This is a genomic window from Mycobacterium sp. IDUB_9 (genome assembly GCF_055419505.1).
The window spans coordinates 268,549-295,543 of the sequence record NZ_JBVAXU010000001.1; the positions used below are offsets into that span (position 1 = coordinate 268,549).

At 65.9% G+C, this 26,995-nt stretch carries 29 protein-coding genes and 1 pseudogene; 17 read left to right on the plus strand and 13 right to left on the minus strand.

Annotated features, from left to right (window positions below; translation table 11 throughout):
- Window positions 1-3 precede the first annotated feature (3 nt).
- The gene (locus ACZY08_RS01425) at window positions 4-750 is read left to right on the plus strand and encodes an SDR family NAD(P)-dependent oxidoreductase (RefSeq protein ID WP_463742836.1); all 747 of its coding nucleotides are present in this window, start codon (window positions 4-6) and stop codon (window positions 748-750) included.
- Here the strand turns inward: ACZY08_RS01425 and ACZY08_RS01430 are convergent.
- Window positions 747-1,370: a PaaI family thioesterase gene (locus tag ACZY08_RS01430; protein ID WP_463742837.1), complete on the minus strand. Its 624-nt coding sequence runs from the start codon at window positions 1,368-1,370 to the stop codon at window positions 747-749. The two genes, ACZY08_RS01425 and ACZY08_RS01430, sit on opposite strands and share 4 nt — an antisense overlap.
- Window positions 1,367-2,662 (minus strand): adenylosuccinate synthase, encoded by a 1,296-nt coding sequence (locus tag ACZY08_RS01435; RefSeq protein ID WP_463742838.1) that lies wholly within the window; start codon window positions 2,660-2,662, stop codon window positions 1,367-1,369. Before ACZY08_RS01435 ends, ACZY08_RS01430 begins: the two co-directional genes overlap by 4 nt.
- 105 nt (window positions 2,663-2,767) lie before the next feature.
- On the opposite strand from ACZY08_RS01435, the gene ACZY08_RS01440 reads away from it, so the two are divergent.
- The 3 genes from ACZY08_RS01440 to ACZY08_RS01450 are packed head-to-tail and all read left to right on the plus strand — an operon-like array spanning window position 2,768 to window position 5,095.
- Window positions 2,768-3,349: a hypothetical protein gene (locus tag ACZY08_RS01440; protein ID WP_463742839.1), complete on the plus strand. Its 582-nt coding sequence runs from the start codon at window positions 2,768-2,770 to the stop codon at window positions 3,347-3,349.
- 29 nt (window positions 3,350-3,378) lie between these two features.
- Window positions 3,379-4,158: a site-2 protease family protein gene (locus tag ACZY08_RS01445; protein WP_463742840.1), complete on the plus strand. Its 780-nt coding sequence runs from the start codon at window positions 3,379-3,381 to the stop codon at window positions 4,156-4,158.
- A gap of 40 nt (window positions 4,159-4,198) precedes the next feature.
- On the plus strand, window positions 4,199-5,095 hold the full coding sequence (locus tag ACZY08_RS01450) for a cation diffusion facilitator family transporter (protein WP_463742841.1): 897 nt from the start codon (window positions 4,199-4,201) through the stop codon (window positions 5,093-5,095).
- On the opposite strand, the gene ACZY08_RS01455 is transcribed toward ACZY08_RS01450, so the two are convergent.
- Window positions 5,092-5,508 carry a DUF3151 domain-containing protein gene (locus ACZY08_RS01455; protein WP_463742842.1) on the minus strand — a complete coding sequence of 139 codons (417 nt, stop codon included), beginning with the start codon at window positions 5,506-5,508 and terminating at the stop codon, window positions 5,092-5,094. The genes ACZY08_RS01450 and ACZY08_RS01455 overlap by 4 nt on opposite strands.
- A gap of 64 nt (window positions 5,509-5,572) precedes the next feature.
- On the opposite strand from ACZY08_RS01455, the gene ACZY08_RS01460 reads away from it, so the two are divergent.
- A complete protein-coding gene (locus ACZY08_RS01460; RefSeq protein ID WP_463742843.1) occupies window positions 5,573-6,373 on the plus strand; it encodes an Rv0361 family membrane protein in 801 nt (266 codons plus the stop codon).
- A gap of 9 nt (window positions 6,374-6,382) precedes the next feature.
- Complete coding sequence (locus tag ACZY08_RS01465; RefSeq protein WP_463742844.1) at window positions 6,383-6,940, plus strand: CHAP domain-containing protein; 558 nt, start codon at window positions 6,383-6,385, stop codon at window positions 6,938-6,940.
- On the opposite strand, the gene fbaA is transcribed toward ACZY08_RS01465, so the two are convergent.
- Complete coding sequence (fbaA, locus tag ACZY08_RS01470) at window positions 6,937-7,974, minus strand: class II fructose-bisphosphate aldolase (RefSeq protein WP_463742845.1); 1,038 nt, start codon at window positions 7,972-7,974, stop codon at window positions 6,937-6,939. The two genes, ACZY08_RS01465 and fbaA, sit on opposite strands and share 4 nt — an antisense overlap.
- Window positions 7,975-8,093: 119 nt before the next feature.
- On the opposite strand from fbaA, the gene ACZY08_RS01475 reads away from it, so the two are divergent.
- Window positions 8,094-8,741 carry a VTT domain-containing protein gene (locus tag ACZY08_RS01475; RefSeq protein ID WP_463744103.1) on the plus strand — a complete coding sequence of 216 codons (648 nt, stop codon included), beginning with the start codon at window positions 8,094-8,096 and terminating at the stop codon, window positions 8,739-8,741.
- Window positions 8,742-8,750: 9 nt separating this feature from the next.
- Here ACZY08_RS01475 and ACZY08_RS01480 read toward each other — a convergent pair whose 3' ends face one another.
- The 7 genes from ACZY08_RS01480 to ACZY08_RS01510 form a co-directional block, all read right to left on the minus strand.
- Window positions 8,751-9,650 (minus strand): LLM class F420-dependent oxidoreductase, encoded by a 900-nt coding sequence (locus ACZY08_RS01480; protein ID WP_463742846.1) that lies wholly within the window; start codon window positions 9,648-9,650, stop codon window positions 8,751-8,753.
- A complete protein-coding gene (locus ACZY08_RS01485) occupies window positions 9,647-10,813 on the minus strand; it encodes an XdhC family protein (RefSeq protein WP_463742847.1) in 1,167 nt (388 codons plus the stop codon). The genes ACZY08_RS01480 and ACZY08_RS01485 overlap by 4 nt, the downstream gene beginning before the upstream one ends.
- Window positions 10,814-10,880: 67 nt before the next feature.
- Entirely contained in the window at window positions 10,881-11,981 is a 1,101-nt protein-coding gene (locus ACZY08_RS01490) for a glycoside hydrolase family 76 protein (RefSeq protein ID WP_463742848.1), read from the minus strand.
- An 82-nt stretch (window positions 11,982-12,063) separates the two neighbouring features.
- Window positions 12,064-12,711 carry a TrmH family RNA methyltransferase gene (locus ACZY08_RS01495; RefSeq protein WP_463742849.1) on the minus strand — a complete coding sequence of 216 codons (648 nt, stop codon included), beginning with the start codon at window positions 12,709-12,711 and terminating at the stop codon, window positions 12,064-12,066.
- Window positions 12,704-13,594 carry a hypothetical protein gene (locus ACZY08_RS01500; RefSeq protein ID WP_463744104.1) on the minus strand — a complete coding sequence of 297 codons (891 nt, stop codon included), beginning with the start codon at window positions 13,592-13,594 and terminating at the stop codon, window positions 12,704-12,706. Before ACZY08_RS01500 ends, ACZY08_RS01495 begins: the two co-directional genes overlap by 8 nt.
- 82 nt (window positions 13,595-13,676) lie before the next feature.
- Window positions 13,677-14,543, minus strand: a complete 867-nt coding sequence (ttfA, locus tag ACZY08_RS01505; RefSeq protein ID WP_463742850.1) for a trehalose monomycolate transport factor TtfA — start codon at window positions 14,541-14,543, stop codon at window positions 13,677-13,679.
- Window positions 14,544-14,602: 59 nt separating this feature from the next.
- Window positions 14,603-15,247 carry a TetR/AcrR family transcriptional regulator gene (locus ACZY08_RS01510; RefSeq protein WP_463742851.1) on the minus strand — a complete coding sequence of 215 codons (645 nt, stop codon included), beginning with the start codon at window positions 15,245-15,247 and terminating at the stop codon, window positions 14,603-14,605.
- A gap of 69 nt (window positions 15,248-15,316) precedes the next feature.
- Here ACZY08_RS01510 and ACZY08_RS01515 point away from each other — a divergent pair, with 69 nt between their 5' ends.
- Together ACZY08_RS01515 and ACZY08_RS01520 are read left to right on the plus strand one after the other, a co-directional pair.
- Window positions 15,317-16,348: a Rieske 2Fe-2S domain-containing protein gene (locus tag ACZY08_RS01515; RefSeq protein WP_463742852.1), complete on the plus strand. Its 1,032-nt coding sequence runs from the start codon at window positions 15,317-15,319 to the stop codon at window positions 16,346-16,348.
- Window positions 16,345-17,424, plus strand: coding sequence for an NAD(P)H-dependent amine dehydrogenase family protein (locus ACZY08_RS01520; protein WP_463742853.1), 1,080 nt, complete (start codon window positions 16,345-16,347; stop codon window positions 17,422-17,424). Before ACZY08_RS01515 ends, ACZY08_RS01520 begins: the two co-directional genes overlap by 4 nt.
- Window positions 17,425-17,502: 78 nt before the next feature.
- Here ACZY08_RS01520 and ACZY08_RS01525 read toward each other — a convergent pair whose 3' ends face one another.
- Together ACZY08_RS01525 and clpB are read right to left on the minus strand one after the other, a co-directional pair.
- Window positions 17,503-18,825 carry an alpha/beta hydrolase domain-containing protein gene (locus ACZY08_RS01525; protein WP_463744105.1) on the minus strand — a complete coding sequence of 441 codons (1,323 nt, stop codon included), beginning with the start codon at window positions 18,823-18,825 and terminating at the stop codon, window positions 17,503-17,505.
- Between the two features lie 86 nt (window positions 18,826-18,911).
- Window positions 18,912-21,458 carry an ATP-dependent chaperone ClpB gene (clpB, locus tag ACZY08_RS01530; RefSeq protein WP_463742854.1) on the minus strand — a complete coding sequence of 849 codons (2,547 nt, stop codon included), beginning with the start codon at window positions 21,456-21,458 and terminating at the stop codon, window positions 18,912-18,914.
- Between the two features lie 109 nt (window positions 21,459-21,567).
- Between clpB and ACZY08_RS01535 the strand changes: the two genes are divergently transcribed.
- The 8 genes and pseudogenes from ACZY08_RS01535 to ACZY08_RS01570 all read left to right on the plus strand — a co-directional run bounded on the left by ACZY08_RS01535 (window position 21,568) and on the right by ACZY08_RS01570 (window position 26,965).
- Window positions 21,568-22,749 (plus strand): macrolide family glycosyltransferase, encoded by a 1,182-nt coding sequence (locus tag ACZY08_RS01535; RefSeq protein WP_463742855.1) that lies wholly within the window; start codon window positions 21,568-21,570, stop codon window positions 22,747-22,749.
- Window positions 22,750-22,816: 67 nt separating this feature from the next.
- Window positions 22,817-23,485: a GAP family protein gene (locus ACZY08_RS01540; protein ID WP_463742856.1), complete on the plus strand. Its 669-nt coding sequence runs from the start codon at window positions 22,817-22,819 to the stop codon at window positions 23,483-23,485.
- Between the two features lie 37 nt (window positions 23,486-23,522).
- A complete protein-coding gene (locus ACZY08_RS01545) occupies window positions 23,523-24,146 on the plus strand; it encodes a CYTH domain-containing protein (protein WP_463742857.1) in 624 nt (207 codons plus the stop codon).
- A gap of 55 nt (window positions 24,147-24,201) precedes the next feature.
- Window positions 24,202-24,318: pseudogene (locus tag ACZY08_RS01550) on the plus strand (DUF2510 domain-containing protein); the annotation flags it as partial.
- On the plus strand, window positions 24,319-25,047 hold the full coding sequence (locus tag ACZY08_RS01555; RefSeq protein WP_463742858.1) for a DUF2510 domain-containing protein: 729 nt from the start codon (window positions 24,319-24,321) through the stop codon (window positions 25,045-25,047).
- Between the two features lie 89 nt (window positions 25,048-25,136).
- Window positions 25,137-25,454 carry an ESX-1 secretion-associated protein gene (locus ACZY08_RS01560; protein WP_463742859.1) on the plus strand — a complete coding sequence of 106 codons (318 nt, stop codon included), beginning with the start codon at window positions 25,137-25,139 and terminating at the stop codon, window positions 25,452-25,454.
- Between the two features lie 100 nt (window positions 25,455-25,554).
- Window positions 25,555-26,142, plus strand: coding sequence for a hypothetical protein (locus ACZY08_RS01565; protein ID WP_463742860.1), 588 nt, complete (start codon window positions 25,555-25,557; stop codon window positions 26,140-26,142).
- A 25-nt stretch (window positions 26,143-26,167) separates the two neighbouring features.
- Window positions 26,168-26,965, plus strand: a complete 798-nt coding sequence (locus tag ACZY08_RS01570; protein WP_463742861.1) for a DUF2510 domain-containing protein — start codon at window positions 26,168-26,170, stop codon at window positions 26,963-26,965.
- The last annotated feature ends 30 nt before the right edge of the window (window positions 26,966-26,995 follow it).

The window sequence follows — 26,995 nt, forward strand, 5'->3', positions numbered from 1 at the left end:
CAGGTGCCACTCGATGGAAGAACCGCATTGGTCACCGGTGCGACGAGCGGTATCGGCTATGCCACCGCAATACATCTCGCTGAGCGAGGCGCTCATGTCCTGGCGAGCGGTCGGGACGCGGACCGCGGAGCTGCGGTGGTGACCGCGATCCGCAACGCCGGCGGCACCGCCGACTTTCTCGGCGCCACGTTGACCGATGCGGCCAGCGCGCACGAATTGGTGGACAGCGCAACCAATATCACCGGTCAGATCGACATCCTGGTCAACAACGCCGCCATAGCGGTCTTCGGACCTACCGCAGCGATCGCCGAACAGGACTTCGACGCCTGCTTCGACCTCAATGTGAAGGTTCCGTTCTTCCTCGTGGGAGCGGTGGCACCGGCCATGGCTGCGCGCGGAGACGGCGCGATCGTCAACGTCAGCACCATGGTCTCCATGTTCGGCACCGCCGGCTCGGCGGTCTACGCGTCATCGAAGGCCGCGCTGAATCTGCTGACCAAGTCGTGGGCCGCCGAATACGGACCCAAGGGCGTCCGGATCAACGCCGTCGCTCCGGGACCGACACTCACCGAAGGGACCGCGGCTCAGTACGGCACTGACCGCCTGGCTGCGCTCGCGGCACAAGCCCCGGCACGCCGCTACGCCGATCCCGCCGAAATCGCCAGAACCATCGGCTTTTTGGTGAGCGACGACGCCAGTTTCATCCACGGTGCGGTGCTGCCTGCAGACGGCGGCCGCACCGCGATCTAAGGCTGTCCCGGTAACAGTCTGATCATCAGACCGTTGGCCTCGGCGAGCAGGTTCTCGTCGGGGTCACGGAGTTCGGCGTTCACAAATGCCTTGCGCCCTTCGGCTTCCCGCACCCAGCCGCGCGCGGTGAGCTTGGTGTCGATGGGAGTCACCTTGCGGTAGTCCACGTGCAGGAAAGCGGTACGGCTGATCGGTCGGCCTGCAGCATGGATCACCATGCCGAACACCGAGTCGAACAGCAGCGGCAGCACACCGCCGTGCACCGCATAGTTGCCGCCGACGTGAAACCGGCTGAACTGCACGTGCAATTCGACGCCTTCGGGCTCGAACTTCGACATGGTCCACGGCGGCATCAGGAGGCTGCCCGCGCCCGGCAACGAGGGCACCCGGTTGGCCGGCCCCACACCCTCGGCAGCTTGGTACGGGTCGAGCAGCTTGATGAGTTCCTCGACGCGGTCAGCCGCGTCATCCCAGGTGTCGCTGTCGGGGTCGGCCGAGACGGCAAGGTCCTGGGCCCGGCGCATGGCCGTCAGAAACCGCTCGAAACCCGGCCCGGGATCGGCCGGCTCGAAAACCGGGAATCCACCGTGCTGATCGACGTAAGGATTCCCGTCACTCATGAAGGCGCCAGGATGTCGCGCCGCACGATCGTCTGTTCGCGGCCCGGACCCACACCGATGCAGGAAACATGAGCGCCCGCAAGCTCTTCCAGCCGCAGCACGTAGTCCTGGGCCTTGGCGGGCAGATCGGAGAACTCACGGGCGGTGGAGATGTCCTCCCACCAGCCGGGCAGCTCCTCATAGATCGGCTCGGCGCGGTGGATGTCAGACTGCGTCATGGGCATCTCGTTGGTGCGCTTGCCGTCGACCTTGTAGCCGACGCACACCGGGACCGTCTCCAGGCTGGACAGCACGTCCAGCTTGGTCAGGAAGTAGTCGGTGATGCCGTTGACCCGGGTGGCGTACCGCGCGATCACGGCGTCGAACCAGCCGCAGCGCCGGGCCCGGCCCGTGGTCACGCCGACCTCGCCGCCGGTCTTGGCCAGGTAGGCGCCGTGCTCGTCGAACAGCTCGGTCGGGAAGGGACCCGACCCTACGCGGGTGGTGTAGGCCTTCAGGATTCCGAGCACGGTGGTGATCTGCGTCGGCCCGATCCCGGAGCCGACGGCGGCGCCGCCGGCCGTCGGATTCGACGAGGTGACGAACGGGTAGGTGCCGTGGTCGACGTCGAGCAGGGTGCCCTGCGATCCCTCCAGCAGGACGGTCTCGCCCTTTTCCAGCGCCTGGTTGAGCAGCAGCCGGGAATCGGCGATGCGGTGCTTGAAGCCTTCGGCCTGAGTGAGCAGGTTCTCCACCACCTCGGCCGGCTCGAGCGCCTTGCGGTTGTAGATCTTGACCAGCACCTGGTTCTTGAATTCCAGTGCGCCCTCGATCTTTTCGGCCAGCTGCTGCTCGTCGAGCACATCGGCGACCCGAATGCCGATGCGGGCGATCTTGTCCTGATAGCAGGGACCGATGCCGCGGCCGGTGGTGCCGATCTTCTTGCTACCCGCGTAGCGCTCCACCACCTTGTCGATGGCGACGTGATACGGCATCAGCAGATGCGCGTCCGCCGAGATCAGCAGGCCCGAGGTGTCGACACCGCGCTCTTCCAGGCCCTGGAGCTCGGTGAGCAGCACACCGGGATCGACCACCACACCGTTACCGATGACGTTGGTGACCCCCGGCGTCAATATGCCCGAGGGGATGAGGTGCAACGCGAAGTTCTCGCCGGTGGGCAGGACGACGGTATGCCCGGCGTTGTTGCCCCCCTGGTAGCGAACAACCCATTGCACACGACCACCGAGCAGATCGGTGGCTTTACCTTTGCCCTCGTCGCCCCATTGGGCGCCGATGAGGACGATTGCCGGCATGGCGTAGTCTCCCGCTCAATCTTCCGCACTAGTGTGGTGCAGCCGGTAGGTCACCTTATCCCAGCACACGCTGCGAACACATTTTCTTGACCGCGAGGAGCAGTTTTGTCCGCCTCACATGGGGTCGCGGTGGTCGGTACAGGCCGTGTTCCGCGCCCGCTCCAGGGCCTGCCGAGGGTCGGCGTCGATGACCTCGGCACCCACCGCAGAGTGGTCGTGACCGGCGGTGAAGCCGAGCTTTCTGCCGTACTCACCGCGTTGCTGCGCACCGATCGGCTCGATGTCGAGGTCGCTGCGGCAGCCGGTATCTGGTCGGCCCGACGCGCGCTCCGTGCCACCGCCCGGCGTGTCCCGCTGATCCGCGATGAGACGGGAACGGTGCTCGTCAGCGCGGCGCACTGGCAGGGAGTCGACGGCGCGCCGCTACAAGGCGAGGCCATCGTCGACGATTGCGTGCTGTTCGACGGTGAGGCACCCGGTGTCCGCGTCGAGCCGACGGTGAACATGCCCGGGCTGCGCGCGAGCGTGGTCTCCGACCGTGGCCGCACGCGCGGCTGGGTCGTCGGCCGCGCCGCGCAGCTGGGCACCCCGGGCGCCCAGGTGATCCGTGATGGGGTGGCCGCGCCCAGGACGGTCCGGCGCTCGACGTTCTACCGGCACACCGAAGGCTGGCTGAGAGTCGGCTGATCTACCAACACTGCAGGTAGCGTCGAATCGTGAACATCCGCCCGCTGCATCAGTCGGTACGGCCCAGCCCGGTCTTTTTGGCCGTCGTCGCGATCACCGTGGCCGGCGGGGTGCTGGCCTGGCTGTCCGCCGACAACGTGAAGCCCTTGTCATATGTGGGCGTCTTCATCCTGGTGATCGCCGGCTGGCTGGTGTCGCTGTGCCTCCACGAGTTCGGCCACGCCTACACCGCGTGGCGATTCGGTGATCATGACGTCGCGGTCCGCGGCTACCTCACACTCAACCCGTTCAAGTACTCACACCCCCTGTTGTCACTGGGGTTGCCAGTGCTGTTCATCGCCCTCGGCGGCATCGGCCTGCCCGGCGGGGCCGTCTACGTCCGCACCTCGTGGATGACTGCGCGGCAGAAGACCTTGGTCAGCCTCGCCGGCCCGGCCGCCAACCTGGTGTTGGGCGCGCTACTGCTGGGCATCACCCGGATCTTCTTCGACCCGGCCCACGGGGTGTTCTGGTCCGGGCTGGCCTTCCTGGGCTTCCTGCAGGTCACTGCGGTCCTGCTGAACCTGCTGCCGATCCCCGGGCTGGACGGATACGGCGCATTGGAACCACACCTGAGCCCCGACACCCAGCGGGCGCTGGAGCCGGCCAAGCAGTGGGGTTTCTTCATACTGTTGATCCTGCTGATCACACCCACGCTCAACCGGTGGTTCTTCTCGGTCGTCTTCTGGTTCGTCGACCTCTCCGGAGTGCCGAGTGTGCTGGTCTCGCTCGGCAGCCGGCTGACCCGCTTCTGGTCCGGCTGGCTCTGACACTTGCGACATATGCGTACTTCCGCATATATTTCGGGGCATGGGTGCCGGCCACGATCACAGTCACAGCAGCGATACCCGCGTCAGCAGGATGATCATCGCCGCGGCGATCCTCAGCGCATTCTTCGTCCTTGAACTGGTCACCGCGCTACTGATCAACTCGATCGCCCTGCTCGCCGACGCCGGCCACATGCTCACCGATCTGGTCGCCATGTTCATGGGTTTGACCGCGGTGTTGTTGGCCAAGCGCGGCAGCTCCTCCCCCGCCCGCACCTACGGCTGGCACCGGGCCGAGGTCTTCACCGCCGTGGCCAACGCCGCCCTGCTCCTGGGCGTGGCGGGCTTCATCCTGTACGAGGCCATCGAACGCTTCGGCAATGCGCCCGACGTCCCAGGTGTGCCCATGATCGTCGTGGCCCTGGCCGGACTGGCCGCCAACGCCGTCGTGGTGATGATGCTCCGATCGCACTCCAAGGACAGCCTGGCCGTCAAAGGCGCCTACATGGAGGTCGTGGCCGACACCGTCGGCAGCATCGGCGTCCTAATTGCCGGCATCGTCACCGTCACCACCGGCTGGCCCTACGCCGACGTCGTGGTCGCAGTCCTCGTCGCCCTGTGGGTGCTCCCGCGGGCCATCGCGTTGGCCCGGGCAGCGCTGCGGATCCTGAGTGAATCCTCCCCGCAGCACATCGACGTCGAGGAGCTGCGTACCGCGCTCGGGGCGGTGGAAGGCGTGACCGGCGTGCACGATCTGCACGTGTGGACGCTGGTCCCCGGGAAAGACATGGTCACCGCGCACCTGACCAGCAATGCAGACACCGCCCGCGTGCTCGACGACGCGCGCGCAGTACTGAACGCCCGAGGTCTGGCCCACGCCACCGTGCAGGTGGAGCCGCCCGAATCAGCGGACGACTGCTCCTGCGAGGCGAAAGACTAGGCCAGGCCGAGTTCGGCCCGGGCCGACGGATCGCAGTCGTCGAGCAGATCGAGGCACCGCTGGAGTTCGTCGGTCTCACCGATGTCGTCGGCCGCCCGGGCCAGCGAGGCCACACACCGCAGGAATCCCTGGTTCGGCTCGTGGGCGAACGGCACCGGGCCGAAACCCTTCCAGCCGTTCCGCCGCAACTGATCCAACCCACGGTGATACCCGGTGCGGGCATACGCATATGCGGTGACGGCCTTGTCGTCGGCGAGCGCCCGCTCGGCCAACACCGCCCATGCGATCGACGCCGACGGGTGGGCGGCCGCCACGACGGCAGCCTTTTCACCCGCAGCCAATTCGTCCTCGGCCTCGGGGTCCCCGGGAAGGAGGACCGGATCCGGCCCCAACAAATCACCCATCCGTGTCATGGGCCTATTGTGCACCGACCGATAAGCTCCACCGGTACCGACGTACGGGAGGACCGCAGCAGGGATGTCTAACCCAACGGGACCTGACGAAAATCGCACCGACCATAGCGACACACCGACCGAGAAGGTGGAGTTGCCTTCCGCTGCCGACCTGTCCGCCCTGTCCGAGCCGGCCACCGAGATCTTCGGCTCGGCCGACGAAGTCACAGGGGAAGTGCACCTCAACGAAGAACGACGCTTCACCGCACCGTCCGGGTTCGACGGATCGACCCAGAAGATCGACACTCCACCCGACCCGGAGACCGAGGTGTTCGCGCCGCCCACCGAGGGCGACACGGTCACCGAGGAAGTACCGAAAGGCGCTGCTCCGCAAGTTATCCCGCCGCGCGAGGAATCGGATCAGCCACCGGCGCCCGCTGCCCGCCGCAGCTGGGGATGGGTGGTCGCAGTCGTACTGGTGATCGCGGCCCTGGTGGCGATCGCAGTGCTCGGGACCGTCCTGCTGACCCGCAAATCATCGTCGCCGTCCTCCCAGGAAGACGACGTCCGCACGACGATCCAGGACTTCGACTCGGCCATCCAGCGTGGCGACTTGGCCGCCCTGCGATCGATGACCTGCGGCTCCACCCGCGACAACTACGTCAAATACGACCAGAAGGCCTGGGACGAAACTCACGCCCGGGTGGAGGGCGCCAAGCAGTACCCAGTGGTGGCCAGCATCGACCAGGTGGTCGTCAGCGGCGACCACGCCGAGGCCAACGTCACCAGCTTCATGGCTTTTGCCCCGCAAACCCGGTCCACCCGCAGCTTCGACCTCCAGTTCCGCGACAATCAGTGGAAGATCTGCCAGGCACCTACCGGCTAATCTGGTCCGGTGACCCTGCGCGGCCCCAAACTGTGGTTGACACTGTGCACATTCGGCGCGGTCATCGTGGTGGGCCTGACCACCCTGTTGGTCCGGCACCCCGGCACCTTCCCCGAGATCGACCGCACCGCACTCGATCCGGCGCAGGCGCGCATCGTCGATGTGCTGCAGTCGCAGTACGACGCTCAGCCCGGTGGCAGCCACTTCTCCGAAGGCGTCGAGGAGCCGTGGTGCGCCGACTTCGTCAGCTGGGTGCTCAACGAGGCGGGCCAACCGCTGGCCAACCCGAACTCGGGGAGCTGGCGCATCCCGGGCGTGTACACGCTGCAGGAGTACTACCAGGCCGCGGGCCGGTTCACCGATCCGGCGGGATACCGACCGCGCACCGGTGACGTAGTGATGTACGCCGATGGCAGCCCGCTCGGGCTGCACACGAATTTCGTTGTCACCGTGGATGACAACGCGATCACCACCATCGGCGGCAACGAGGAGGGCGGCATCCGGGTGCACACCCTCGATGACGCCGAGATCGCGGGGATCATCGGCTACGGCCGGTTGACCGCCTAACCGGCGGTGACGCTGCGTCCCGCGCTGTGCAGGTCGTTGCAGGCCTCGATGACGCGCTCGGTCATCGACGCCTCGGCCTTCTTGAGGTAGCTCCGCGGGTCGTACACCTTCTTGTTGCCGACCTCGCCGTCGATCTTGAGCACACCGTCGTAGTTGGTGAACATGTGCGCGGCCAGCGGACGGGTGAAGGCGTACTGGGTGTCGGTGTCGACGTTCATCTTCACCACGCCGTACTTGAGGGAATCCTCGATCTCGGACTTCAGCGAACCCGACCCGCCGTGGAAGACGAAATCGAAAGGCTTTGCGTCACCGGGCAACCCGAGCTTCGCGGCGGCCACCCGCTGCCCCTCGGCGAGCACCTCGGGCTTGAGCACCACGTTGCCGGGCTTGTAGACACCGTGCACGTTGCCGAACGTCGCGGCCAGCAGGTAAGCGCCATGTTCGCCGGCGCCCAGCGCGTCGATGGTCTTCTCGAAGTCCTCCGACGAGGTGTAGAGCTTCTCGTTGATCTCGGCCTCGACGCCATCCTCTTCACCGCCGACCACGCCGATCTCGACCTCGAGCACGATCTTGGCCGCGGCCGCGATTTTCAGCAGTTCCTGCGCGACGGCCAGGTTCTCGTCGATCGGGATTGCCGAGCCGTCCCACATGTGCGACTGGAACAGCGGATTGCGGCCCGCGGCAACGCGCTCGCCGGAAATCGCCAGCAGCGGACGCACATAGGTGTCCAGCTTGTCCTTCGGACAGTGGTCGGTGTGCAGGGCCACCGTGATCGGGTACTTCTCGGCGACCACGTGCGCGAACTCGGCCAGCGCGACGGCACCGGTCACCATGTCCTTGACGCCGAGCCCCGAAGCGAACTCGGCCCCGCCGGTCGAGAACTGGATGATGCCGTCGCTTCCCGCGTCGGCGAAACCCTTGATGGCGGCGTTGACGCTCTCGGAGCCGACGCAGTTGATGGCCGGGAACGCGAAGGAATGCTCCTTGGCCCGGGCCAGCATCTCGGCATAGACCTCAGGAGTGGCGATCGGCATGGCATGTCCTTCCATCTGGACGCGAGTTATCGCAGGTGAAGACCGCTGGTGGGGCCCAGGTACCCTAGGGAGTCGTGATCGACATCGCCCTCCCTGAGGCTACGACCAATCTGGCGCTCATGCCGGATTTCATGGATCCGCTGCACCTCATCGGATCCTTCGGCACCTGGGCCCTGGTGGGCATCCTCGTCGTCGTCTTCGTCGAGTCCGGGGTACTGTTCCCGGTCCTGCCCGGTGACTCGTTGTTGTTCGTCGCGGGCATGCTCGCCGCGGGCACCGCCGCGCAGGGAACGTCGGTGGACGCGAACTTCGCACTCTGGCAGCTGCTGGTCTTCATCCCCGTCGCGGCGATTCTCGGCGGCCAGGTCGGCTACCTCATCGGCCGGTTCATCGGTGTCGAGATGTTCAAGCCCGACGCCCGGATCCTCAAGCAGAAGTACCTCGACGAGGCCCACGGATTCTTCGAGCAGCGCGGCCCGTTCGCAATCGTCATCGCCCGCTTCGTGCCGATCGTGCGGACGCTGGCACCGCTCGTCGCCGGCGCCGCGAAGATGCGTTATTCGGTGTTCACGACATTCAACGTCCTCGGAGCGGTGGTGTGGGGCGTCGGCCTCGTGCTCCTGGGCTACTGGCTGGGTCAGTTCGAGATCATCCAGAAGCTGCTCGAGCCGATCTTCATCCTGATCGTCGTGGCGTCGGTGGCACCGATGTTCATCGAGTGGCTCAGGCGCCGCCGCGCCGCCAAGAAGGCCGCCGAGCAGGTCTAGCCGCCCCGGCTACGTAAGATTCAGCGCGGCCGCGAGCTCGCGCAGCGCCGGGCGCGGATCGGCCGTCGGGTTCTCTCCCAGTGCCTGCACGACGACGTGATCGGCGCCGGCATCCAAGTGCGCGGTGATCGCCGCGGCCGCCTGCCCGACCGAACCCATGCCGACGAGCTTGCGGGCCAGTCGGTCCGATCCGCCGCGAACCAGGTCGGTGTCGTCGAAACCCTGCCGTAGCCACGAGTTCCGGTAATTGGGCAGACCGCTGTAGACGTCGAGGTGCTTGTGCGCCCGTGCCAGTTGGTCGGCGTCGTCTCCGCCGATGGCGACGGCTTGTTCAGACACCACCCAGGGATCGGTGCCCACGATCTCGCGCGTCGTCGCGGTGTGCTCCGGTGTGACCAGGTAGGGGTGTGCGCCATCGGCGTGGGTGCCGGACAGCTCGATCATCTTCGGGCCGAGCGCGGCCACCAGCCGCGGCGGACGTCCGACCCCGGGTTCGATCTGTTCGGGCACCGCCGCCATGCGCTCCAGGTAGGTGCGCATCGTGGCCAGCGGCTTCGCATAGGTGCCGCCCAGGCCGTGCTCGACGAGCGGTCCGTGGCTGACACCCAGCCCGAGCACGAACCGGCCCGGGTAGAGCGCCGTGAGGGTGCGGGCTCCAGATTCAGCGGCCGACGGCACCCGCACGTGAATGTTGGCGATACCGGTCCCCACTACGAGCCGTTCGGTGGCAGCCAGGAACGCTGCCGACTGGGTGAGCGCCTCCTTTCCGACCACCTCGGGCAGGAACAACGAGCCGAAGCCCAGAGCTTCGATCTCCCGCGCAACCTGCTGCGCCTCGGGCATGGCCCAGGTGTCACTGGCCCACCACACGCCGATCCGGCTGGGGAAATCGATCCTGGCTCGGGTCACTGACCACTCCTCAATTCACTCGGTTCGCTGTGTTCATGATGACTGTGCTCGTGATGAATGCGGCCGCCGGTGCCGGTCAGCGGCGTGCCGGTGCCGCCCCAACGTTGCGCGATGATCTCGGCCGCGATCGAGACCGCGGTCTCTTCGGGCGTTCTGGCACCGAGGTCCAGCCCGATGGGGCTGGACAGCCTCGCGAGTTCTTCGCCGGTCAGGCCGGCCTCGCGTAGCCGGACCATGCGGTCATCGTGCGTGCGCCGCGAACCCATCGCACCGATGTAGCCGATCTCGGGCAACCGCAGCGCCACCTCGAGCAGTGGCACGTCGAACTTCGGATCGTGGGTGAGCAGGCAGATGACGGTGCGGCCGTCGATCGCGCCGGCAGCGGCCTGCGCGGCCAGGTATCGGTTGGGCCAGTCGACGACAACCTCGTCAGCGGTCGGGAAGCGGGCTGGGGTGGCGAAGACCGGGCGCGCATCGCACACCGTGACGCGATAGCCGAGCAGCGAGCCCTGACGGGCGACGGCGGCCGCGAAGTCGATCGCTCCGAACACCAGCATCCGCGGAGGTGGCGCGAAGCTCGCGACGAACACCTCCATGCCTTCACCCCGGCGTTCACCGTCGGGTCCGAATGTGAGGACCGCGCTGCGGCCGGTGTCGAGCAGACCGCGGGCGTCATCGGTGACCGCGCTGTCGGCACGGGCCGAACCGAGTGTGCCGGTCACCTCATCGGTGCGGATGACCAGTCGCCGGCCCACCCAGGCGGGGTCAGGGTGGGCAATGACGGTGGCGGTCGCGGCAGGCCGGTGCCCTTCGATGTCGTCGACCAGAGCTTCCAGTTCCGGAAACGTCCGCTTCGACACGGGCTCGACGAACACATCGAGGATGCCGCCGCAGGTCAGCCCCACGGCGAAGGCGTCGTCGTCGCTCACCCCGTACCGCTGCAGCGCCGGCGTGCCCCCGGCGACCACCTCGCCGGCCAGCTCGTACACCGCTCCTTCGACGCAGCCTCCGGATACCGAACCCGTCACGGTGCCGTCGGGCGCGACCACCATCGAGGCCCCGGCAGCCCGCGGTGCGGAACGGAACGTCCGTACCACTGTGGCCAGGCCCGCGGTTCCGCCGGCACGCCAAACTGCCAGCAGTCCGGCGAGCACATCTCTCACGATGCTTAACCTAGTCCCAGCTGAGCGCACGCTCAGTTTCGGGCCGCCCCTAGTGACGACGCGGGGACTACTCGGACAGGGTGTGCGCTGCTTCCATCAACATCCAGCCGGAAACCTGAACTGACAGATCACGTTCGGGGATCGCCGACGCGTTGACCGCGCCGTCGACGAACTCGGCTTGTTTACCTTCGGCAACCGGCACCTCGGCGGTCCGGTCCCAAAATGCCGCGAACAACGGCAACCCGTCCACCGTCTGGCGGCCGTTCCACGCCGCCTCGGCGGACTTGAGCACGATCGACCGGGCCGCCTCGCGAGCGGCCTCATCTTGCGCGCTGTCCCCCGGCAACGTCGTGGCCACCAGCGCCAGGTACCGCGCCAGGATGCCGTTGAACAACCCGCCGTCGCCGCCGCCGGCCCCCTTGATGACACCGTCGGTGGTCATCTCCTTGCCCACCGCGGTCACCAGACGGCGGACCCGTTCGGCGTGCCGGGCGTCACCGGTCCGCACCGCGAGTTCGACCTCAAGACCGAGCACCACGCCCTGGCAGTAGGTGTACTGCGCCCGCACCATCGAGCCGGCCTTGATGCCGTCGAACACCAGGTGGGTTTCCGGATCGATGAGGGTGTCGTCGATCCAGTCGGACATCTGCTGGGCGCGGCGCAACCGGTCGTCGTAGCGGGCCAGGAAGATCCCGGCGGGACCGTTGGCCGGGGCGTTGAAGAACTGGTCTTGTTTGCGCCACGGTATGCCGCCACCGTCCTCGGGCACCCAGGCGTCGACGAACTGCGAACACAGCTTTCTGAGCGCATGGGCTTTTTCCACCCCGACCAGGCGTCCGGCCCGCTCGAGGGACAGTGCCAGCCAGGCCATGTCGTCGTAGTAGTTGTTGGTCCAGGACAGGTTGTTGCGCAGCCAGTGTCCACGGATCTGGCGCTCGATCTGGGTTCTGCGTTCCGGCTGCGGATTACGCACCTGCGCGTCGACCAGACAGTCGAGCAGGTGTGCCTGCCACCAGTAGTGCCAGGTTCCGAACTTGCGGTACTTCTTGGTCGCCGGCCAAGCCACCACACCGAGCTGAGTACCCGGCAGACCCCAGAGTTTTGTCAGGTGCCGTTGGGTTATCGCAGCTTCGGCGCTGGCCGCACGGTTAGCCCATAGCTGATCCATACTCACGATCCTGCCCTACCGGGCCGCCGAATTGGCGGCATGTGGGGCAGTTTTCCGCATGTATCGCGCGTGAGGGTGGGCGCTACCAGGCCGCAGAAAAATCCGCGTGGCGAGTGATCCACGCGTGCATGGCAATTCCGGCGGCGACTCCGGCGTTGATGCTGCGGGTCGATCCGAACTGCGCGATGGACACGGTGACGGCTGCCCCGGCCTGCGCCTCCGGGGTGATGCCCGGGCCTTCCTGACCGAAGATCAGCAGGCAGTCGCGGGGTAGTTCGGTCTGCTCCAGCCGCACGGCGCCGGGCACGTTGTCCACCGCGACGACGGTCAGCCCCGCGTCGGCGGCGAACGACAGCAGTTCGGCGGTGGTGTCGTGGTGGCACAACCGCTGATACCGGTCGGTCACCATGGCGCCGCGCCGGTTCCAGCGGCGCTTGCCCACGATGTGCACGGTGTCTACTGCGAAGGCGTTGGCGGTGCGTACCACCGCACCGATATTGGCGTCGTTGCCGAAGTTCTCGATCGCGATGTGCAGCCGGTGCCGCCGCCGGTCGATGTCGGCGATGATCGCCTCCCGGGTCCAATACCGGTAGGCGTCAACGACATTGCGGGTATCCCCGTCGCGCAACAGCTCAGGATCGTAGCGCGCGTCCCCGACGGGTAGTGGCCCCTCCCACGGGCCCACCCCCGGGGCCTCGCCCCACTCCGTCGGGCCGGCGCTCTCAGCCACCGGTGGTCCACAGGGCGGCGTGGGTGCCGATCACCGACACCGACGCGTACAGCAGCGCGGCGTTGATCTCTCCCTGCGTGCACAGCGACGCCCGGACGTTGACCGCCTCACGCGAGGCCTCCGGCAGGAGCAGCACCGACGAGCCGTACACCGAGCAGAGGTGGCTGAGCCCCGGCGGCGGCAGCGTCGGGCCGGTCACCACCATCAACGGCCCGCCGCGGGCGGCCGCGTCTTCTCCGTAACGCTTTGCGGCACCGTCGATTTCGAGTCCGAGCAGCATGTACCCCTGGCCGGCGAAGGCGGTGGGATCGCCGATCGCCGTCGGCGCCAGTTGACCGCCGTCGGCACTGAACGCATCGACGCTGGAGGTCTTGACGGTGACGCCGGTGTCATTGACGCTGGTGGGCATCATCCCCACCGGAAACGCCGCCGGGTAGGCCACCGTGGTTCCCGGGATGCGCTCGCGTGGCGAGTACACATAGACTCCGCGCACCTGGTTCTGTTCACGTTGCGGCCCCAAACATACTGTGCCGCTGAGCTTGTCAGGCGACGGCGCCGACAGCGGCCGGATCCCCAGGTTGGTCATCGCATCGCAGCCATGGAGTGCATCGGCCTCGATCGGATGCGCCAGCGCGCCGTACAGACCGAACCGGATGTCCTCTGGTTTGGCACGGGCATCGCCCGAGGCCGAGCCCTCGACATCGACCAGTACGTGTTCGGCGTCGAACCGCAGATTCGACACCGTCAGATGCCAGCCGAGAATGTCGAGGGAGTCCCCGATCGCTGCGGTGGACGCTTCATACGTGCGTTGCGGCTGATCGGATGTGCAGCCCGCGGTGACGACGAGAAATACCGCCATCACCGCCGCGATCAGCGCCCGCACTGCCACGTCAGTTCTGTCCTAAGTTCAGCGCGAGGGGGCGAGACACGACCTAGAGGGTACTCAACTGCTCTGGCTGTGCCGCCTACCGCTGGTAGTGCGGTGCGTGACGTCCGTTGCGGGCCGGCGGCGGGGTGCGACGAATCACATCCGGGCGGCCCGGCTCCTGGCGCGGCTGGGTGTAACGACTGACATCACCACGTCCGGGTGCCGCATCGGCCCGGCCCGGCGGCAGCTCCCGACGCCCGGCGGGGGTCGGCGCCAACGGGCGACTGGGCGAGCTTGCGCGACGGGCCAGCGCAGCCTGGCTGCCCTGACCGGACTGCGGTGCCACGCCGTTCTGCGGAAGCGGGGGCAGTACCCGCAGCAGGTCGTTGAACTGGCGAACGGTGCGCAGTCCCTCGTCCCACTGGGCGCGAGTGCTCGTGACCGGCATGCTGACGAGCGTCCAGTTCTGCTCGTTCCACATGATCTCGGCGCAGTCGGGAGCGGTGTGGGCGAACGTGACCATCCGGCGGTCGCACGCGCGGCGAGCGGCGTCGAGGTTGGTGGAGTACACCATCCGCGGACCGATCGCGCCGAGCAGCCAGATGTCGCTCTCCCGGGGCTCCTTGATGCCTTTGAGCCGCAGATCGACGACGACGTTCGTGCCGACCTTGCGGTGCAGCGCGATCACTGTCGCGACCTCTTCGATGTCAAAGATGAACACCGCCTCGCCACGAATCTGGCCGAGGACGACGTTCTTGGCCGTGACGTCACCGACGGTCGACATCACCCCGCGCTTCCAGCGCTTGAGGATCTCGTGCGACTCATGCTCGTAATCGAAGCCATGCGACTTCGCCCACGACTTACGGCGCCGTCCCAACCCACGCCGACGGTCGATGTCGACGTACAGCAATACGGCCGCACCCACGAAACAGAGTGCGGACAGCGTGAACCAGAGCGGGACCATCGGGCCTAGCCTACTTGTTGACGGCGGAAATGCCCCCACCTTGTGAGGTCACAACCCGGTTACTGGTGATCAGAGCGCTGTAACCGAGACTCTTCGAGGTAGGTGACGATCGCGTTCGTGAGGCCCTGCCGGGCCACATCGAGGTCGGTATAGGTGCCGAGCTGACGCTCGGAGGTGATGCCGCGCATCGCGCCGGGGATGAACGAGGCGACCTCGCGGACCCGCTCGGGGTCCACGTCGAGATCGGCGAAGGCCTGCTGACAGGTTTGCAGCCAACCCTGCCCCCACGACGAGAGTTCGGCCGCGGTCTTCGGGTAGAGCCGTTCCAGTTCGGCGCGGTCCCGTGGCAGTGCGGCACGCAGATTCTCGATCGCGCGCGAATCGCTGGCCGTCAGCCCGTCATAGAGCAGGTCGATGATGCCGGCGACGCGCTGACGTAGCGGCGCACCGTCGTCACGGTGGCTCAGCATGCCCGCGCGGCGTTCGGCGGTGCGCTGCAGGACCGCCGCCCAGAATCCGTCGATGTCGCCGAACTGGTATTTCACCGCGCCCCAGGTGGCACCGATCTCTTTGGCGATCCGGTTGGCCGACACCGCTCCGGGATCACCGGTGGCCAGCGCCTTGCGCGCGGCTTCCAGCATGCTCTCCCGCGTGGCTTCACCGCGCCGGTTGGTGCGGCGCGCACCCGCCTCGGTCTCGGCCATCTCGAGAGATTACCCCGTTTTCACAGAACCCTCTTCCAAAGTTTCACAGAAGCTCCTACGATTCCCGTCATGGCCAAACCACCGTTGTCGATGAAACCGACAGGATGGTTCCAGGTCGCCTGGTCGGACCAGGTCGACGTCGGGGCCGTACACGCCATGAAGTACTTCGGCGAGGAGATGGTGGCCTGGCGCTCGGAGTCCGGGCAGGTGACCGTGATGAACGCCTTCTGCGAGCACCTGGGCGCCCACCTGGGATTCGGTGGCCATGTCGTCGGCGAGGCCATCCAGTGCCCATTTCACGGCTGGCAGTGGAACACCGAGGGCCGCAACGTCTGTATCCCCTACCAGGACCGGCCCAACCGCGGCCGCCGGATACGCACCTACCCCGTCGTCGAACGCAACGAGATCATCTACATCTGGCACGACATCGAAGGGCGTGAGCCGTTTTTCGACGCGCCGGACGTATTCGCGTCCTTCGCCGACGGCAGCAGCGCGGCCGACTACTACCCCCAGCAGCGGCTGTTCCGCGAGGGGCTCGAACTCCATCCGCAGTACGTCCTGGAGAACGGCGTCGACTTCGCGCATTTCAAGTACGTCCACCAGACCCCGATCGTGCCGGTGTTCACCCGCCACGACTTCGCCGCACCGGTCTCCTACGTCGACTTCACGATCACGTTCGAGGGTGACGATCAACAGTCGATCGACGACGTGCGCAGCGGTGTCGAGGCGATCAACGGCGGTCTGGGCATCGCGGTGACCAAGAGCTGGGGGATGATCGACAACCGCACCATCTCGGCGGTCACCCCCGTCGACGAGTCCACCTCCGACGTGCGGTTCATGGTCTACATCGGCCGCACACCCGGAAAAGATTCCGAGCGAGCGGCGACCAAGGCCGCCGAGTTCGGCGACGAGGTGATCCGCCAGTTCACCCAGGACATCCACATCTGGTCACACCAGCGCTACTCCGATCCCCCGGCGCTGGCCACCGCTGAGTACGAGGGCTTCACCGCAATCCGCAAGTGGGCCATGCAGTTCTATCCCGACGGTCGCGGTGGCAGTGCCGCAGACCTGGCGCGCATACGAAAGGTAGACACCCTATGACCGAGAAGATCCGCGTATTCCAGGTGGCGACCGGCAACGTCGGCACCGAGATGATCAAGCGCATCGGCAAGCGCCCCGACCTCGAGCTGGTCGGATTGCATTGCTACACACCGGAAAAGGTCGGCCGCGATGCGGGTGAGATCGCCGGGATCGATCCCATCGGAGTGACCGCGACAGGTTCGATCGATGAGATCATCGCCGCGCGTCCCGACGTACTCACCTTTCACGGCGTCTTCCCCGACGAGGACCTGTACGTGAAAGTCCTTGAGGCCGGCATCAATATCGTCACCACCGCCGACTGGATCACCGGCTGGCACCGCGACACCAACCACCCGCATCCCTCCGGGAGACCGGTCACCCAGGTCCTGGCGGAAGCGGCCGCACGTGGTAGTTCTACGTTCTACGGCACCGGCATGAACCCCGGCGTGAATCAGATCCTGGGCGTGGTGTGTTCGGCCGATGTCGCCGAGATCGAAAACGTCACCACCATCGAATCCGTCGACGTGTCATGCCATCACAGCAAGGACACCTGGATCGAGGTCGGCTACGGCCTGCCGGTCGACGACCCGTCGATCCCCGGCAAGCTGGAGAAATACACCCGGGTCTTCGCCGACAGTGTGCTGATGATGGCCGACTGCTTCGGGCTGGAGCTCGACGAGGTCAAGTTCACCTACGAACTCGGTGCGTGCACAAAGGACGTCGATCTGGGCTGGTACACGCTGCCCAAGGGATCGCTGGGCGGCAACTACATCAAATACCAGGGCATGGTCGACGGCGTGCCGCGGGTGGAGACCCATCTCGAATGGCAGATGACCCCGCACACCGATCCCAGCTGGGACATCAAGGGCTGCTACATCACGCAGATCAAGGGCGACCCATGTGTCTACAACAAGCACATGATCTTCCCGAAACCCGGTGTGGACCTGTCCGATCCGGACTCGTTCGCCTCGATCGGCATGACCGTGACGGGGCTGCCCGCACTCAATGCGATCGCGTCGGTGGTTGCCGCACCGCCAGGGTTGTTGACGAGTGCCGACGTGCCGCTGCGTGGGTTCGCGGGGAGGTTCAGTCTGTAGCGTTTCCCAGGCGAGCAGACATAAACTGCCCAATTCCACTTGCGAAAGGGCAGGTTTACGTCTGCTCGGCGGAAAAATTCAGCCGGGAAACATCACCGTGGCGAGCTCCAGGATTTCTGAACGATCTTGCGGCAGCAGGAATCCTGCTTCGACAGCCGCGTCCAATGACTCGGTGAACCGGGCCAGATACTCGGCCGGGCCACCGGGATACAGCGCCCGCAGCGTGCCGGAGTCGAACGGTTCCCCCGATCCGAAGAGAAACGACATGGGGCTCTCGTTGTCGGCGAGCCCCGACGTGCGGGCCGTCGGCACGTCGACCCATGGCGTGCGAACTCCGCCCTTGGCAAGGCCGTTCGCGTCGAGCACCAACTGGTCGCCGTCCGATAGTTCTATCGGCGCGGCCACTGGCGCCTGCTCACCTGTGCGCACCCAATTGTCAAGCGCATCAACCGCAGCCTGCAGGACGTAGTGGTGTTGCGGGGCGAAATTGATGAAGTACGACAGCTTCGTTCCCATCAGCTCGTCGATGGGCGCGTAGCCCGCCGCGAGTTGTTCGGCCGGGACGGCTCCGCTGTCGATGAACCCGACACGGATCGTGTAGTTGTCGGCGTGGGCACTGCCGGGCAGCTCCCACGCCCGGAACAGCGCGTCATCCGGCCGTCGAGCTCGGTGATACCCGGGCAGATGCCCATCGACCACATCAGTTTCGGTGAGCACTGTGAGGACCGGGACCCGGAGGTGGTCCCGGAACGGTACGGGGCCCGACGCACGTATCGCGCTGGTTCCGTCGAGGGGAGCGGCCGGGCCGAACCGTGAGTGGACGAGGAAGCCATCGAAGACTGAGACGACGGGATCGACATCGTTGACGTACGTGGTCAGGAACATCGCTGATTGCGACTCCCCGACCGCGAGAACGGTTTCTGGTTCGAGACCGTCGATGGTGCCATCGCGCACAAGGCGCCCGACCTGGGTGAAGATGTCGTAGGCAAATGCATCACCCGGGTGGTGCAGGATCGAATAACGTTCGGGGTCTTGCGCCTTCAGAGACATGTTGGCGCCGACAAGACTGTCCCCGCCTTCCACGCCGACCTGTTGTGCCGACACCGCCACATATGCGTAACCCGACCGCGCGATTTCACGGTGCGCCATGAACCACACGGCAGGAGCGTCGATACCGCCGCTGACGTTGAGCCACTCCACGAGGATGGTGCCGTTGAACTTGGCTTCGTCAGTCGGTCGAACAACCACGATGCGCGTCGTGTAATCCGCCGAACCCTCCGGCGCATACGACCGAGCCGTCCCCGAGACGAAGAACTCCTCGGCGCGGTAACCCAGGGTGTCCAGGTCGTAGGAGCCGAGGAGCAGTTTGGGCTTGCCGGGGAGCGGCGTGACGGAGGGGATCACCCGTTCATCTCAGCGCGAGCAGACGCAAATGTCCCCCAGAACCGCGATTCTGGGGGACATTCGCGTCTTTTCGGCGGGCTAAATCAGCCCAGGACCAGGCCTTCTCCGTCGGGGGTGACGTTGACCGGCACCACGTCGCCGTCGTGCACATCGCCGGCCAGCAGCATCTTGGCCAACTGGTCGCCGATGGCCTGCTGCACCAGGCGGCGCAGCGGGCGGGCACCGTAGAGCGGGTCGAAACCACGCTCGGCCAACCATGTCTTGGCGGGCAGCGACACCTCGAGGGTGAGCCTGCGCTGCGACAGCCGCTTCTGCAGCTGCTGCAACTGGATGTCGACGATCGACACGAGCTCCTCGGGATTCAGTGCGTCGAACAGGATCACGTCGTCGAGCCGGTTGATGAACTCCGGCTTGAACGCCGCCCGCACCGCCGCCATCACCTGCTCCTCGGTGCCACCGGCACCCAGGTTGGAAGTCAGGATCAGGATCGTGTTGCGGAAGTCGACCGTCCGGCCCTGACCGTCGGTCAACCGGCCCTCGTCGAGCACCTGCAGCAGCACGTCGAACACGTCCGGGTGTGCCTTTTCGATCTCGTCGAACAGCACCACCGTGTACGGACGCCGCCGTACCGCCTCGGTCAGCTGACCGCCCTGGTCGTAGCCGATGTATCCGGGAGGTGCACCGACCAGCCGAGCCACCGAGTGCTTCTCGCCGTACTCACTCATGTCGATGCGGACCATGGCACGCTCGTCGTCGAACAGGAACTCCGCCAACGCTTTTGCCAGCTCGGTCTTACCGACGCCGGTCGGGCCCAGGAACATGAATGAACCTGTCGGCCGGTTGGGATCGGCCACCCCGGCCCGGGTGCGTCGCACCGCATCCGACACCGCGGTCACCGCGGCTTTCTGACCGATGACGCGCTTGCCGAGCTCCTCCTCCATCCGCAGCAGCTTGGCGCTCTCGCCTTCGAGCATCCGGCCGGCCGGAATACCGGTCCACGCCTCGACCACCTCGGCGATGTCGTCGGGGCCGACCTCTTCTTTGAGCATCACATTCTCGCGAGCCTCGGCCACCGGCAGCGCGGCGTCGAGCTTCTTCTCGACCTCGGGAATGCGGCCGTAGCGCAGCTCGGAAGCCTTGGCCAGGTCACCGTCGCGCTCGGCCCGGTCGGCCTCGCCACGCAGCGTGTCCAACTGCTCCTTGAGCTCGCGGACGATGTCGATGGCGCCCTTCTCGTTCTGCCACCTGGTCGTCAGCTCGGCCAGCTTCTCCTTGTAATCAGCCAACTCGGCGCGCAGCTTCTCCAGCCGTTCCTTGGAGGCGTCGTCTTCCTCCTTCTGCAGCGCCATCTCCTCGATCTCGAGGCGACGGACGAGCCGCTCGACCTCGTCGATTTCGACGGGCCGGGAGTCGATCTCCATACGCAGCCGGGATCCGGCCTCGTCGACCAGGTCGATCGCCTTGTCCGGCAGGAACCGCGAGGTGATGTAGCGATCCGAGAGGGTTGCGGCGGCCACCAGCGCGGAGTCGGTGATGCGGACACCGTGGTGCACCTCGTAGCGGTCCTTGAGTCCGCGCAGGATGCCGACGGTGTCCTCGACGGACGGCTCGCCGACCAGCACCTGCTGGAACCGGCGCTCCAGCGCGGCGTCCTTCTCGATGTACTTGCGGTACTCGTCGAGCGTGGTGGCACCGACCAGACGCAGCTCGCCACGGGCGAGCATGGGCTTGATCATGTTGCCCGCGTCCATCGCGGACTCACCGGTGGCACCGGCGCCGACGATGGTGTGCAGCTCATCGATGAACGTGATGACCTGGCCCGCCGAATTCTTGATGTCGTCGAGGACGGCCTTGAGGCGTTCCTCGAATTCGCCGCGGTACTTCGCGCCGGCCACCATGGACCCGAGGTCCAAGGAGATGACGGTCTTGTCCCGCAGGCTTTCCGGAACGTCGCCGGCCACGATGCGCTGGGCCAGGCCCTCGACGATCGCGGTCTTTCCCACGCCGGGCTCACCGATGAGCACGGGGTTGTTCTTGGTACGACGACTCAGCACCTGTACGACGCGACGAATCTCGTTGTCGCGCCCGATAACCGGGTCGAGCTTGCCTTCGCGGGCGGCGGCGGTCAGGTCGGTGGAGTACTTCTCCAGCGCCTGGTAGCTGCCCTCCGGATCAGGGCTGGTGACGCGGGCACTACCGCGCACCTTGGTGAAGGCCTCGCGAAGCGCCTCGGGTGAGGCACCGTGTCCGGTCAGCAGTTTGGCAACTTCGGAGTCGCCGGTGGCCAGGCCGACCATCAGATGTTCGGTGGAGACGTACTCGTCGTCCATCTCGGTGGCCAGGCCCTGGGCCGTGGTGATCGCAGCGAGCGATTCCCGGCTCAGCTGGGGTTGGCTGCTGGCGCCGCTGGCGCTGGGCAGTTGGTCGAGCAGTCGTTGCGCCCCTGCGCGAATCGTCGCGGGGTCCACGCCGACGGCCTCGAGCAGTGGTGCGGCAATGCCCTCGTTCTGAGTGAGCAGTGCCATCAAAAGATGGGCGGGCCGGATCTCCGGATTGCCGGCGGAACTGGCCGCCTGCAACGCTGAGGTCAGCGCCGCCTGAGTCTTGGTCGTCGGGTTGAACGAGTCCACGACACCTCCCTTTTTCGATAAAGAAAATGCTTGTCGCGATGTACAACGTAGTCAAGGTTGAGTCTGTTCCGCTCAACTTTAGAAATTTTCGGCGGGCAGACTCAGCGACGTGCACATCGCCGTCATCGCCGCATCCGCTCCCAGCCATATGTACCCACATTTGGCGGTCGTCCACGAGTTGGCACGCCGCGGTCATCGGGTGAGTTACCTGGTCGGTGGCCACCTGAGCTGGCTGGTCCGCCCGACCGGCGCCGACGTCGTGGAGTGCACGTCCGTACTCCCGGGGGCACCCGGCGCACCGGAATCGTTCGACGACTCCGACCCGGCGGCCGGCATGCGGATGTTCCTCGACGAGGCCATCCACGTATTGCCCCAGGTTCACGCCGCCCTCGATGACGACCGGCCCGACCTCGTGCTCTACGACATCGGCGGCATGGCCGGTCCGGTGGCGGCGGAGCAATGGGGTGTGCCGTCAGCTCAGCTTTCCCCGAGCGAGGTGGCCTGGGAGGGCTACCACGACGACATGGCCGAGACACTCGGTCCCATCCTCGGCAGCCCCAGCGGGCTGGCCTACCGCCAGGCGTTCGATGACTGGCTGACCGATTCGCGATCAGGGTTGACGTTCGATGACGTGACCGGGGCGCCTCGCCGCTGCCTGGTGCTGATCCCCCGGGCCATGCAACGGAACGCCGACCGGGTCGGTGACCGCTACCGGTTCGTGGGGCCGTGCATCGATCCACGTCGCGAAGATCCGCGCGACTGGACCCCGCCCGACGGCGACGGCCCGCTGGCCCTCCTGGCCTTCGGCACCGCCTACACCGACCGAGCCGACGTGTACCGCAACGTGATCGAAGCACTCGACGGACAGGACTGGCGCCTGGTGCTGGCCACGGGACGCGCCGACGTCGACGGCTTGGGCGCGGTCCCGCCGTGGGTCCAGCTGCGCAAGACCGTCCCCCAGCCCGCGGTGCTGCGGCGGGCCGACTGCTTCATCACCCACGCCGGCATGGGCTCGTGCACCGAGGGTCTGTGGTTCGGGGTGCCGATGGTGGCGATCCCGCAAGCCGTCGATCAGCCCGCCAATGCCGCCCGCCTGGAGACCATCGGCGTCGGCCGACACCTCGTCGACCATCTCCCCGATGCCGCCCAGATCCGCGACGCGGTGCTCGACGTCGCCGCCGATCAGCGGATCCGAGCGAACCTCGACACCATCAGCGACGAGGTCCATACCCACGGCGGCCCGGCACACGCCGCCGATGCGGTCGAGGACGTTGCGACCGGGCGTTGGTGAGCACTTACCTCCAGGGCGACTCGATGCTTGCTAGGTTTTGCTCGGGCACTGCGTCGAGAGGGCGGCCATGACGGAAAGTTGGGGTTCGGTTCTTGCCGAACTCATCCCGTTGGCGTTGGTGGTGGCTCTGTCACCCTTGTCGATCATTCCGGCGGTGCTGGTGCTGCACACCCCGCGCCCCCGGCCGACCGGCCTGGCGTTCCTCGCCGGCTGGTTGCTCGGTCTCGCGGCGCTGACCGCAATATTCGTCGGCGTCTCGGGCCTGCTCGGCGGGCTCGACAAACCCCCGGCGTGGGCGTCGTGGCTGCGCATCGTGGTGGGCGCCGCGCTGATCGTCTTCGGTGCCTACCGTTTTCTCACCCGGGCCAAGTCAGAACACATGCCGGGTTGGATGGCCGGCCTGAGCAAGCTCACCCCCGCCCGGGCGGGCGCCGCCGGGGTAGGGCTCACGGTGGTGAACCCCAAGGTGCTGTTCATCTCCGCGGCAGCCGGATTGGCCATCGGCAGCTCCGGCCTCGGCCAGCCCGGCGTCTGGGCAGCCGGGCTCTACTACGTGCTGGCAGCGGGATCGACCGTGGCGCTGCCGATCCTCGCGTACGCGGTGTCCGGCGACCGTTTGGACCCGGCGCTCACCCGGCTCAAGGAATGGATGGAGCGCAACCATGCCATCTTGGTCGCCGCGATTCTTGTGGTGATCGGCCTGCTCGTGCTCTACAAGGGAATTCACGGGTTATAGGCGACGCATTCGGCGCAGATCGGGCTACGGTGTGCGCATGTCCGAATCCGGTTTCGGTGATTTCGAATTCGAGCGGAAGTTCTTTGTCCGGGAATTGCCCGCAGTGGCAGCATCGGATCCCGCACCAGCCCTGATCGTCCAGGCCTACCTTTTCGCGTCCGACGGATACGCGGTGCGCGTACGCGTGCAGGGGCCGGCACCCGCCGAATTGGATGCGACTCCCGCCGAACTCGTAGCGACACTGGGGGATGAATCGCTCGGGACCATGACCGCCAAAGGTCCCGCCATCGGGGGAACCCGCTACGAAGCCGAACGCGAGCTCGATCCATTGATCGCGGCACAGATCGTCGGTCGGTCCGAACACGTCGTCGCGAAGGTTCGCTATTCGATGTGGCTCGGCGAGGATGGCTGGATCATCGACCAGTTCCTCGGCCGGAACGCACCGCTACTGCTTTCCGAAGTCGAGCGCGGCGGGCCAGTGGTCGATCTCGCCATTCCCTCTTTCTGCGTTTCCGAGGTGTCCGAGGACGACCGGTTCCGCAATGAATACCTGGCACACAAGCCATTTGGTACCTGGGCTGACGAGTACCGGGGCGAACTCGAGCGCCGGGGGCCGTCTTTCGTCGAGACCTTGGGCCAGAATCAGTTCGAAGGCAGCTGAGCGACGGGCCTGCTCCGTCTGCGGCAGATCCTGGCAGACATGAAGGGCACGAATCATCGACAACGAAGTTCCACAAGCCGGGCCGGCCGGCTGGTTTACCGATCCTTGGAGTCCCCAGCAACTGCGCTACTTTGACGGCCAAAAATGGACCAGCCACACCGCTCCTGCCCCGGTGGCCGCCGCCGACTATGCCTGGGACACCGGTTACCCGTTCGGGGAGCGGGTTCTGATCCTTCGCGCCATCGCGACCCCAAATGACGCCAGCATCACGTGCGGGGTAGAGAACGTGCGCGGCGAGCAGATCGGGTTTATTCAACCGCGAGCGAGCATTCCGTGGACTACCCGCGCGACCGCTGACCTGCATTTCGTCATGGTTCGTCCTGACGGAGCACCGTTGCTGTACTTGACGCGTTACGGAGGCTACAGCGGACATGTCATCCAAGTGCATGATGCCGCTGGACACGACTTCGGCTGTTTGCGTCAAGCGGGCTCACGCTGGCGGGTTCTCCGCCTGACAATGGCGTTGGAGTTCAACGGACAGCGTCTTGGGCAGTCCGACATCGCCACCAGCGTTCTGCAGATGAACAAGAAGGTCCACGAACCCATCTACGATGCGGCTGACGCGGTGCTCGGCCACGTCGATCGTCGATGGCTGCCGAACTTCGGATCACGCAACCCGCACTACGACTACACCCTCGACTGCTCGGCGCCAACACCACATCCACTCCCTGCGCTGATGCTGGCTACCGCCTTCGCGCACTACATGTATGACCGAATCCAGATGGGCGGCCCACTCGGCGCTGGGGGCCGCACTGGCCGCAATCAAACAACCAAGCGGCGGACGACTACAGGTGGCCGCGTACCGAAATTGGTGCGACGAGGTGCCTCAGCGCGCTGTTAGGGTCTCCTCCAAGACGGGAGTGAATGCCTGCAGATGTGGCACTGGGACCGCGGTCGCCACCAACTGCGAACACGCACAAGGAGAAAAGCATGTCCGGCGAACTGCGCGTGATTACCTCACACGTGCTCGAACTTGCGCAAATGCAGGCCACCGCCGCGGAACAGATTCTCGCGGCGGCCACAGCGTCGCATGGTGTCAGCACGTCCATGGTGGTAAATCACGGCGTCATCTGCTCAACATCCAACGCGGCCGTCGCAGCGGCAGAAGCAGCACGCGCTGCCGCCTGCGCCGGTTTGAACTCCGTCTCGACCAGCCTGTCGAGCAGGCTGGGGGTGGCAGCGTCACGTTACGACCAGTCCGATGCACAAGGGGCTGGCAAACTCGGTAAAGAGATGCATCCACGCTGAGACCACTACCAGCCGGCAACTTCGTCAGCGGTAACGTACGGATCAAAGCCATTTGTCTCGGCTCGCGCCGGCCGCCGATCAGAATCGGGACTTCAGATACGTGACCACACACGATCCGGACGATGAGTTCTTCCACTCCGACGACACGGGTTTGGACGCGCTCGACTTCGACACACCACCCCAACCCGACGATGGCGGGTCGGGAATTGACGCACTGCCGGACTACTCCGTAGGTGAAATCGACGAGGGAACCAGCCTCGATGGTGTCGATGACTTCACCAGCACTGACGTCGAAGACGATGAGGACGACGTTTTCGGCGCGGTCGAGGCCGACGCGGCTACCGCGGACGAGGCACAGGGCCCCGTGGTCCAGGCGATCAACCCGCCGGGCACCGTCTCGGTGACGGCCTACCTCGGCGGGTCGGTCGCCCAGGTCGATCTGGATCCAAAGGTAACCACCTTGACCGAATCCCAACTGGCTGAAGAGATCCGGTTCGTGGCAGGCGTGGCGGCCAAGAAAGCTACGGCTGCCGTGCACGTCGGCGTGGTGAACATGCTCGTCGAGCAGGGCATGGATCTGCGCGACGCGCGGGATTTCGTGGAGACCAACATGCCGTTCGCCACACCGGAACAGGCCCACGAGGCCGACGTCGCGCTCATCGCACGCCACACCGAGCGCGAAGACTGACCGAGGGGCGACCATCAGCGAAAGCGTGCCACCACCGCCGCAGGCGGGATGGTTTACCGACCCTTGGAACACTCAGCAGATCCGGTACTTCGACGGCAGGCAGTGGTCAGCCCACGTAGCATCTGGTCCGCCGATGCAACCGCCGACCGCGGCCAAGGTCCCTGCCCCGCCGCTGACTTCAGGCGGGTACCCGTTCGGGGAGCCCACTCTGTTCCTCCAACCAATCCGCGGTGGGGCGGGCTCCGATATCCGTTGCTCGATTACGAACCCGCGTGGGCAAATACTCGCGTTGATCCAACTACTGAAAGCACCCCCCTGGGGGGCTGAGGCAATCAGCGAACTCGTATTCGAGGTCGTTCGGCCCGACGGAACACAACTGCTGCAGTTCGTCCGATCCGTTGGATTCCGGGGTCATGGCAAACATGGTCTGCACGTTCACGACCCCGACGGCCGTGAACTCGGTTGCCTTCGGCAGACCAGCTCGTATTGGCAATTCTTCCGAACCCCAAAAATTTCGTTCGAGCTCGAGTATCAGGGCCAATCGCTAGGCGCCACCAAAATACGTTCCTACATCCCCAAGTTCACCAAGTTGGAACTCGACGAACCGATTTACGACACCACTACAGAGATCGGACGGGTACATAGTCAACGGAACCAATCCAAGCTCGAAGCCATGTTCATGTACGCGACTTTCGATTACCGGCTCGACTGTGCGCATCCCACGTCCCCACCAATGCCTACGCTGCTGCTGGCCACCACTTTTGCACACTTTCTGTATGACCATCTCGATTCGCTAGCGCCGTTCTCGCGGTGGGCCCGATGAGAGTGCCGTCAGTCTAGACACCAGCCGTCA

Coding starts and splice junctions, on each gene's coding strand:
- ACZY08_RS01435 (WP_463742838.1), bottom strand. CDS start 2,662: ATGCCGGCAATCGTCCTCATCGGCGCCCAATGGGGCGACGAGGGCAAA.
- ACZY08_RS01430 (WP_463742837.1), bottom strand. CDS start 1,370: ATGAGTGACGGGAATCCTTACGTCGATCAGCACGGTGGATTCCCGGTT.
- ttfA (WP_463742850.1), bottom strand. CDS start 14,543: ATGGTCCCGCTCTGGTTCACGCTGTCCGCACTCTGTTTCGTGGGTGCG.
- ACZY08_RS01520 (WP_463742853.1), top strand. CDS start 16,345: ATGACCGAGAAGATCCGCGTATTCCAGGTGGCGACCGGCAACGTCGGC.
- fbaA (WP_463742845.1), bottom strand. CDS start 7,974: ATGCCGATCGCCACTCCTGAGGTCTATGCCGAGATGCTGGCCCGGGCC.
- ACZY08_RS01510 (WP_463742851.1), bottom strand. CDS start 15,247: ATGGCCGAGACCGAGGCGGGTGCGCGCCGCACCAACCGGCGCGGTGAA.
- ACZY08_RS01545 (WP_463742857.1), top strand. CDS start 23,523: ATGTCCGAATCCGGTTTCGGTGATTTCGAATTCGAGCGGAAGTTCTTT.
- ACZY08_RS01475 (WP_463744103.1), top strand. CDS start 8,094: ATGCCGGATTTCATGGATCCGCTGCACCTCATCGGATCCTTCGGCACC.
- ACZY08_RS01460 (WP_463742843.1), top strand. CDS start 5,573: ATGTCTAACCCAACGGGACCTGACGAAAATCGCACCGACCATAGCGAC.
- ACZY08_RS01490 (WP_463742848.1), bottom strand. CDS start 11,981: ATGGATCAGCTATGGGCTAACCGTGCGGCCAGCGCCGAAGCTGCGATA.
- ACZY08_RS01515 (WP_463742852.1), top strand. CDS start 15,317: ATGGCCAAACCACCGTTGTCGATGAAACCGACAGGATGGTTCCAGGTC.
- ACZY08_RS01450 (WP_463742841.1), top strand. CDS start 4,199: ATGGGTGCCGGCCACGATCACAGTCACAGCAGCGATACCCGCGTCAGC.
- ACZY08_RS01455 (WP_463742842.1), bottom strand. CDS start 5,508: ATGACACGGATGGGTGATTTGTTGGGGCCGGATCCGGTCCTCCTTCCC.
- ACZY08_RS01540 (WP_463742856.1), top strand. CDS start 22,817: ATGACGGAAAGTTGGGGTTCGGTTCTTGCCGAACTCATCCCGTTGGCG.
- ACZY08_RS01560 (WP_463742859.1), top strand. CDS start 25,137: ATGTCCGGCGAACTGCGCGTGATTACCTCACACGTGCTCGAACTTGCG.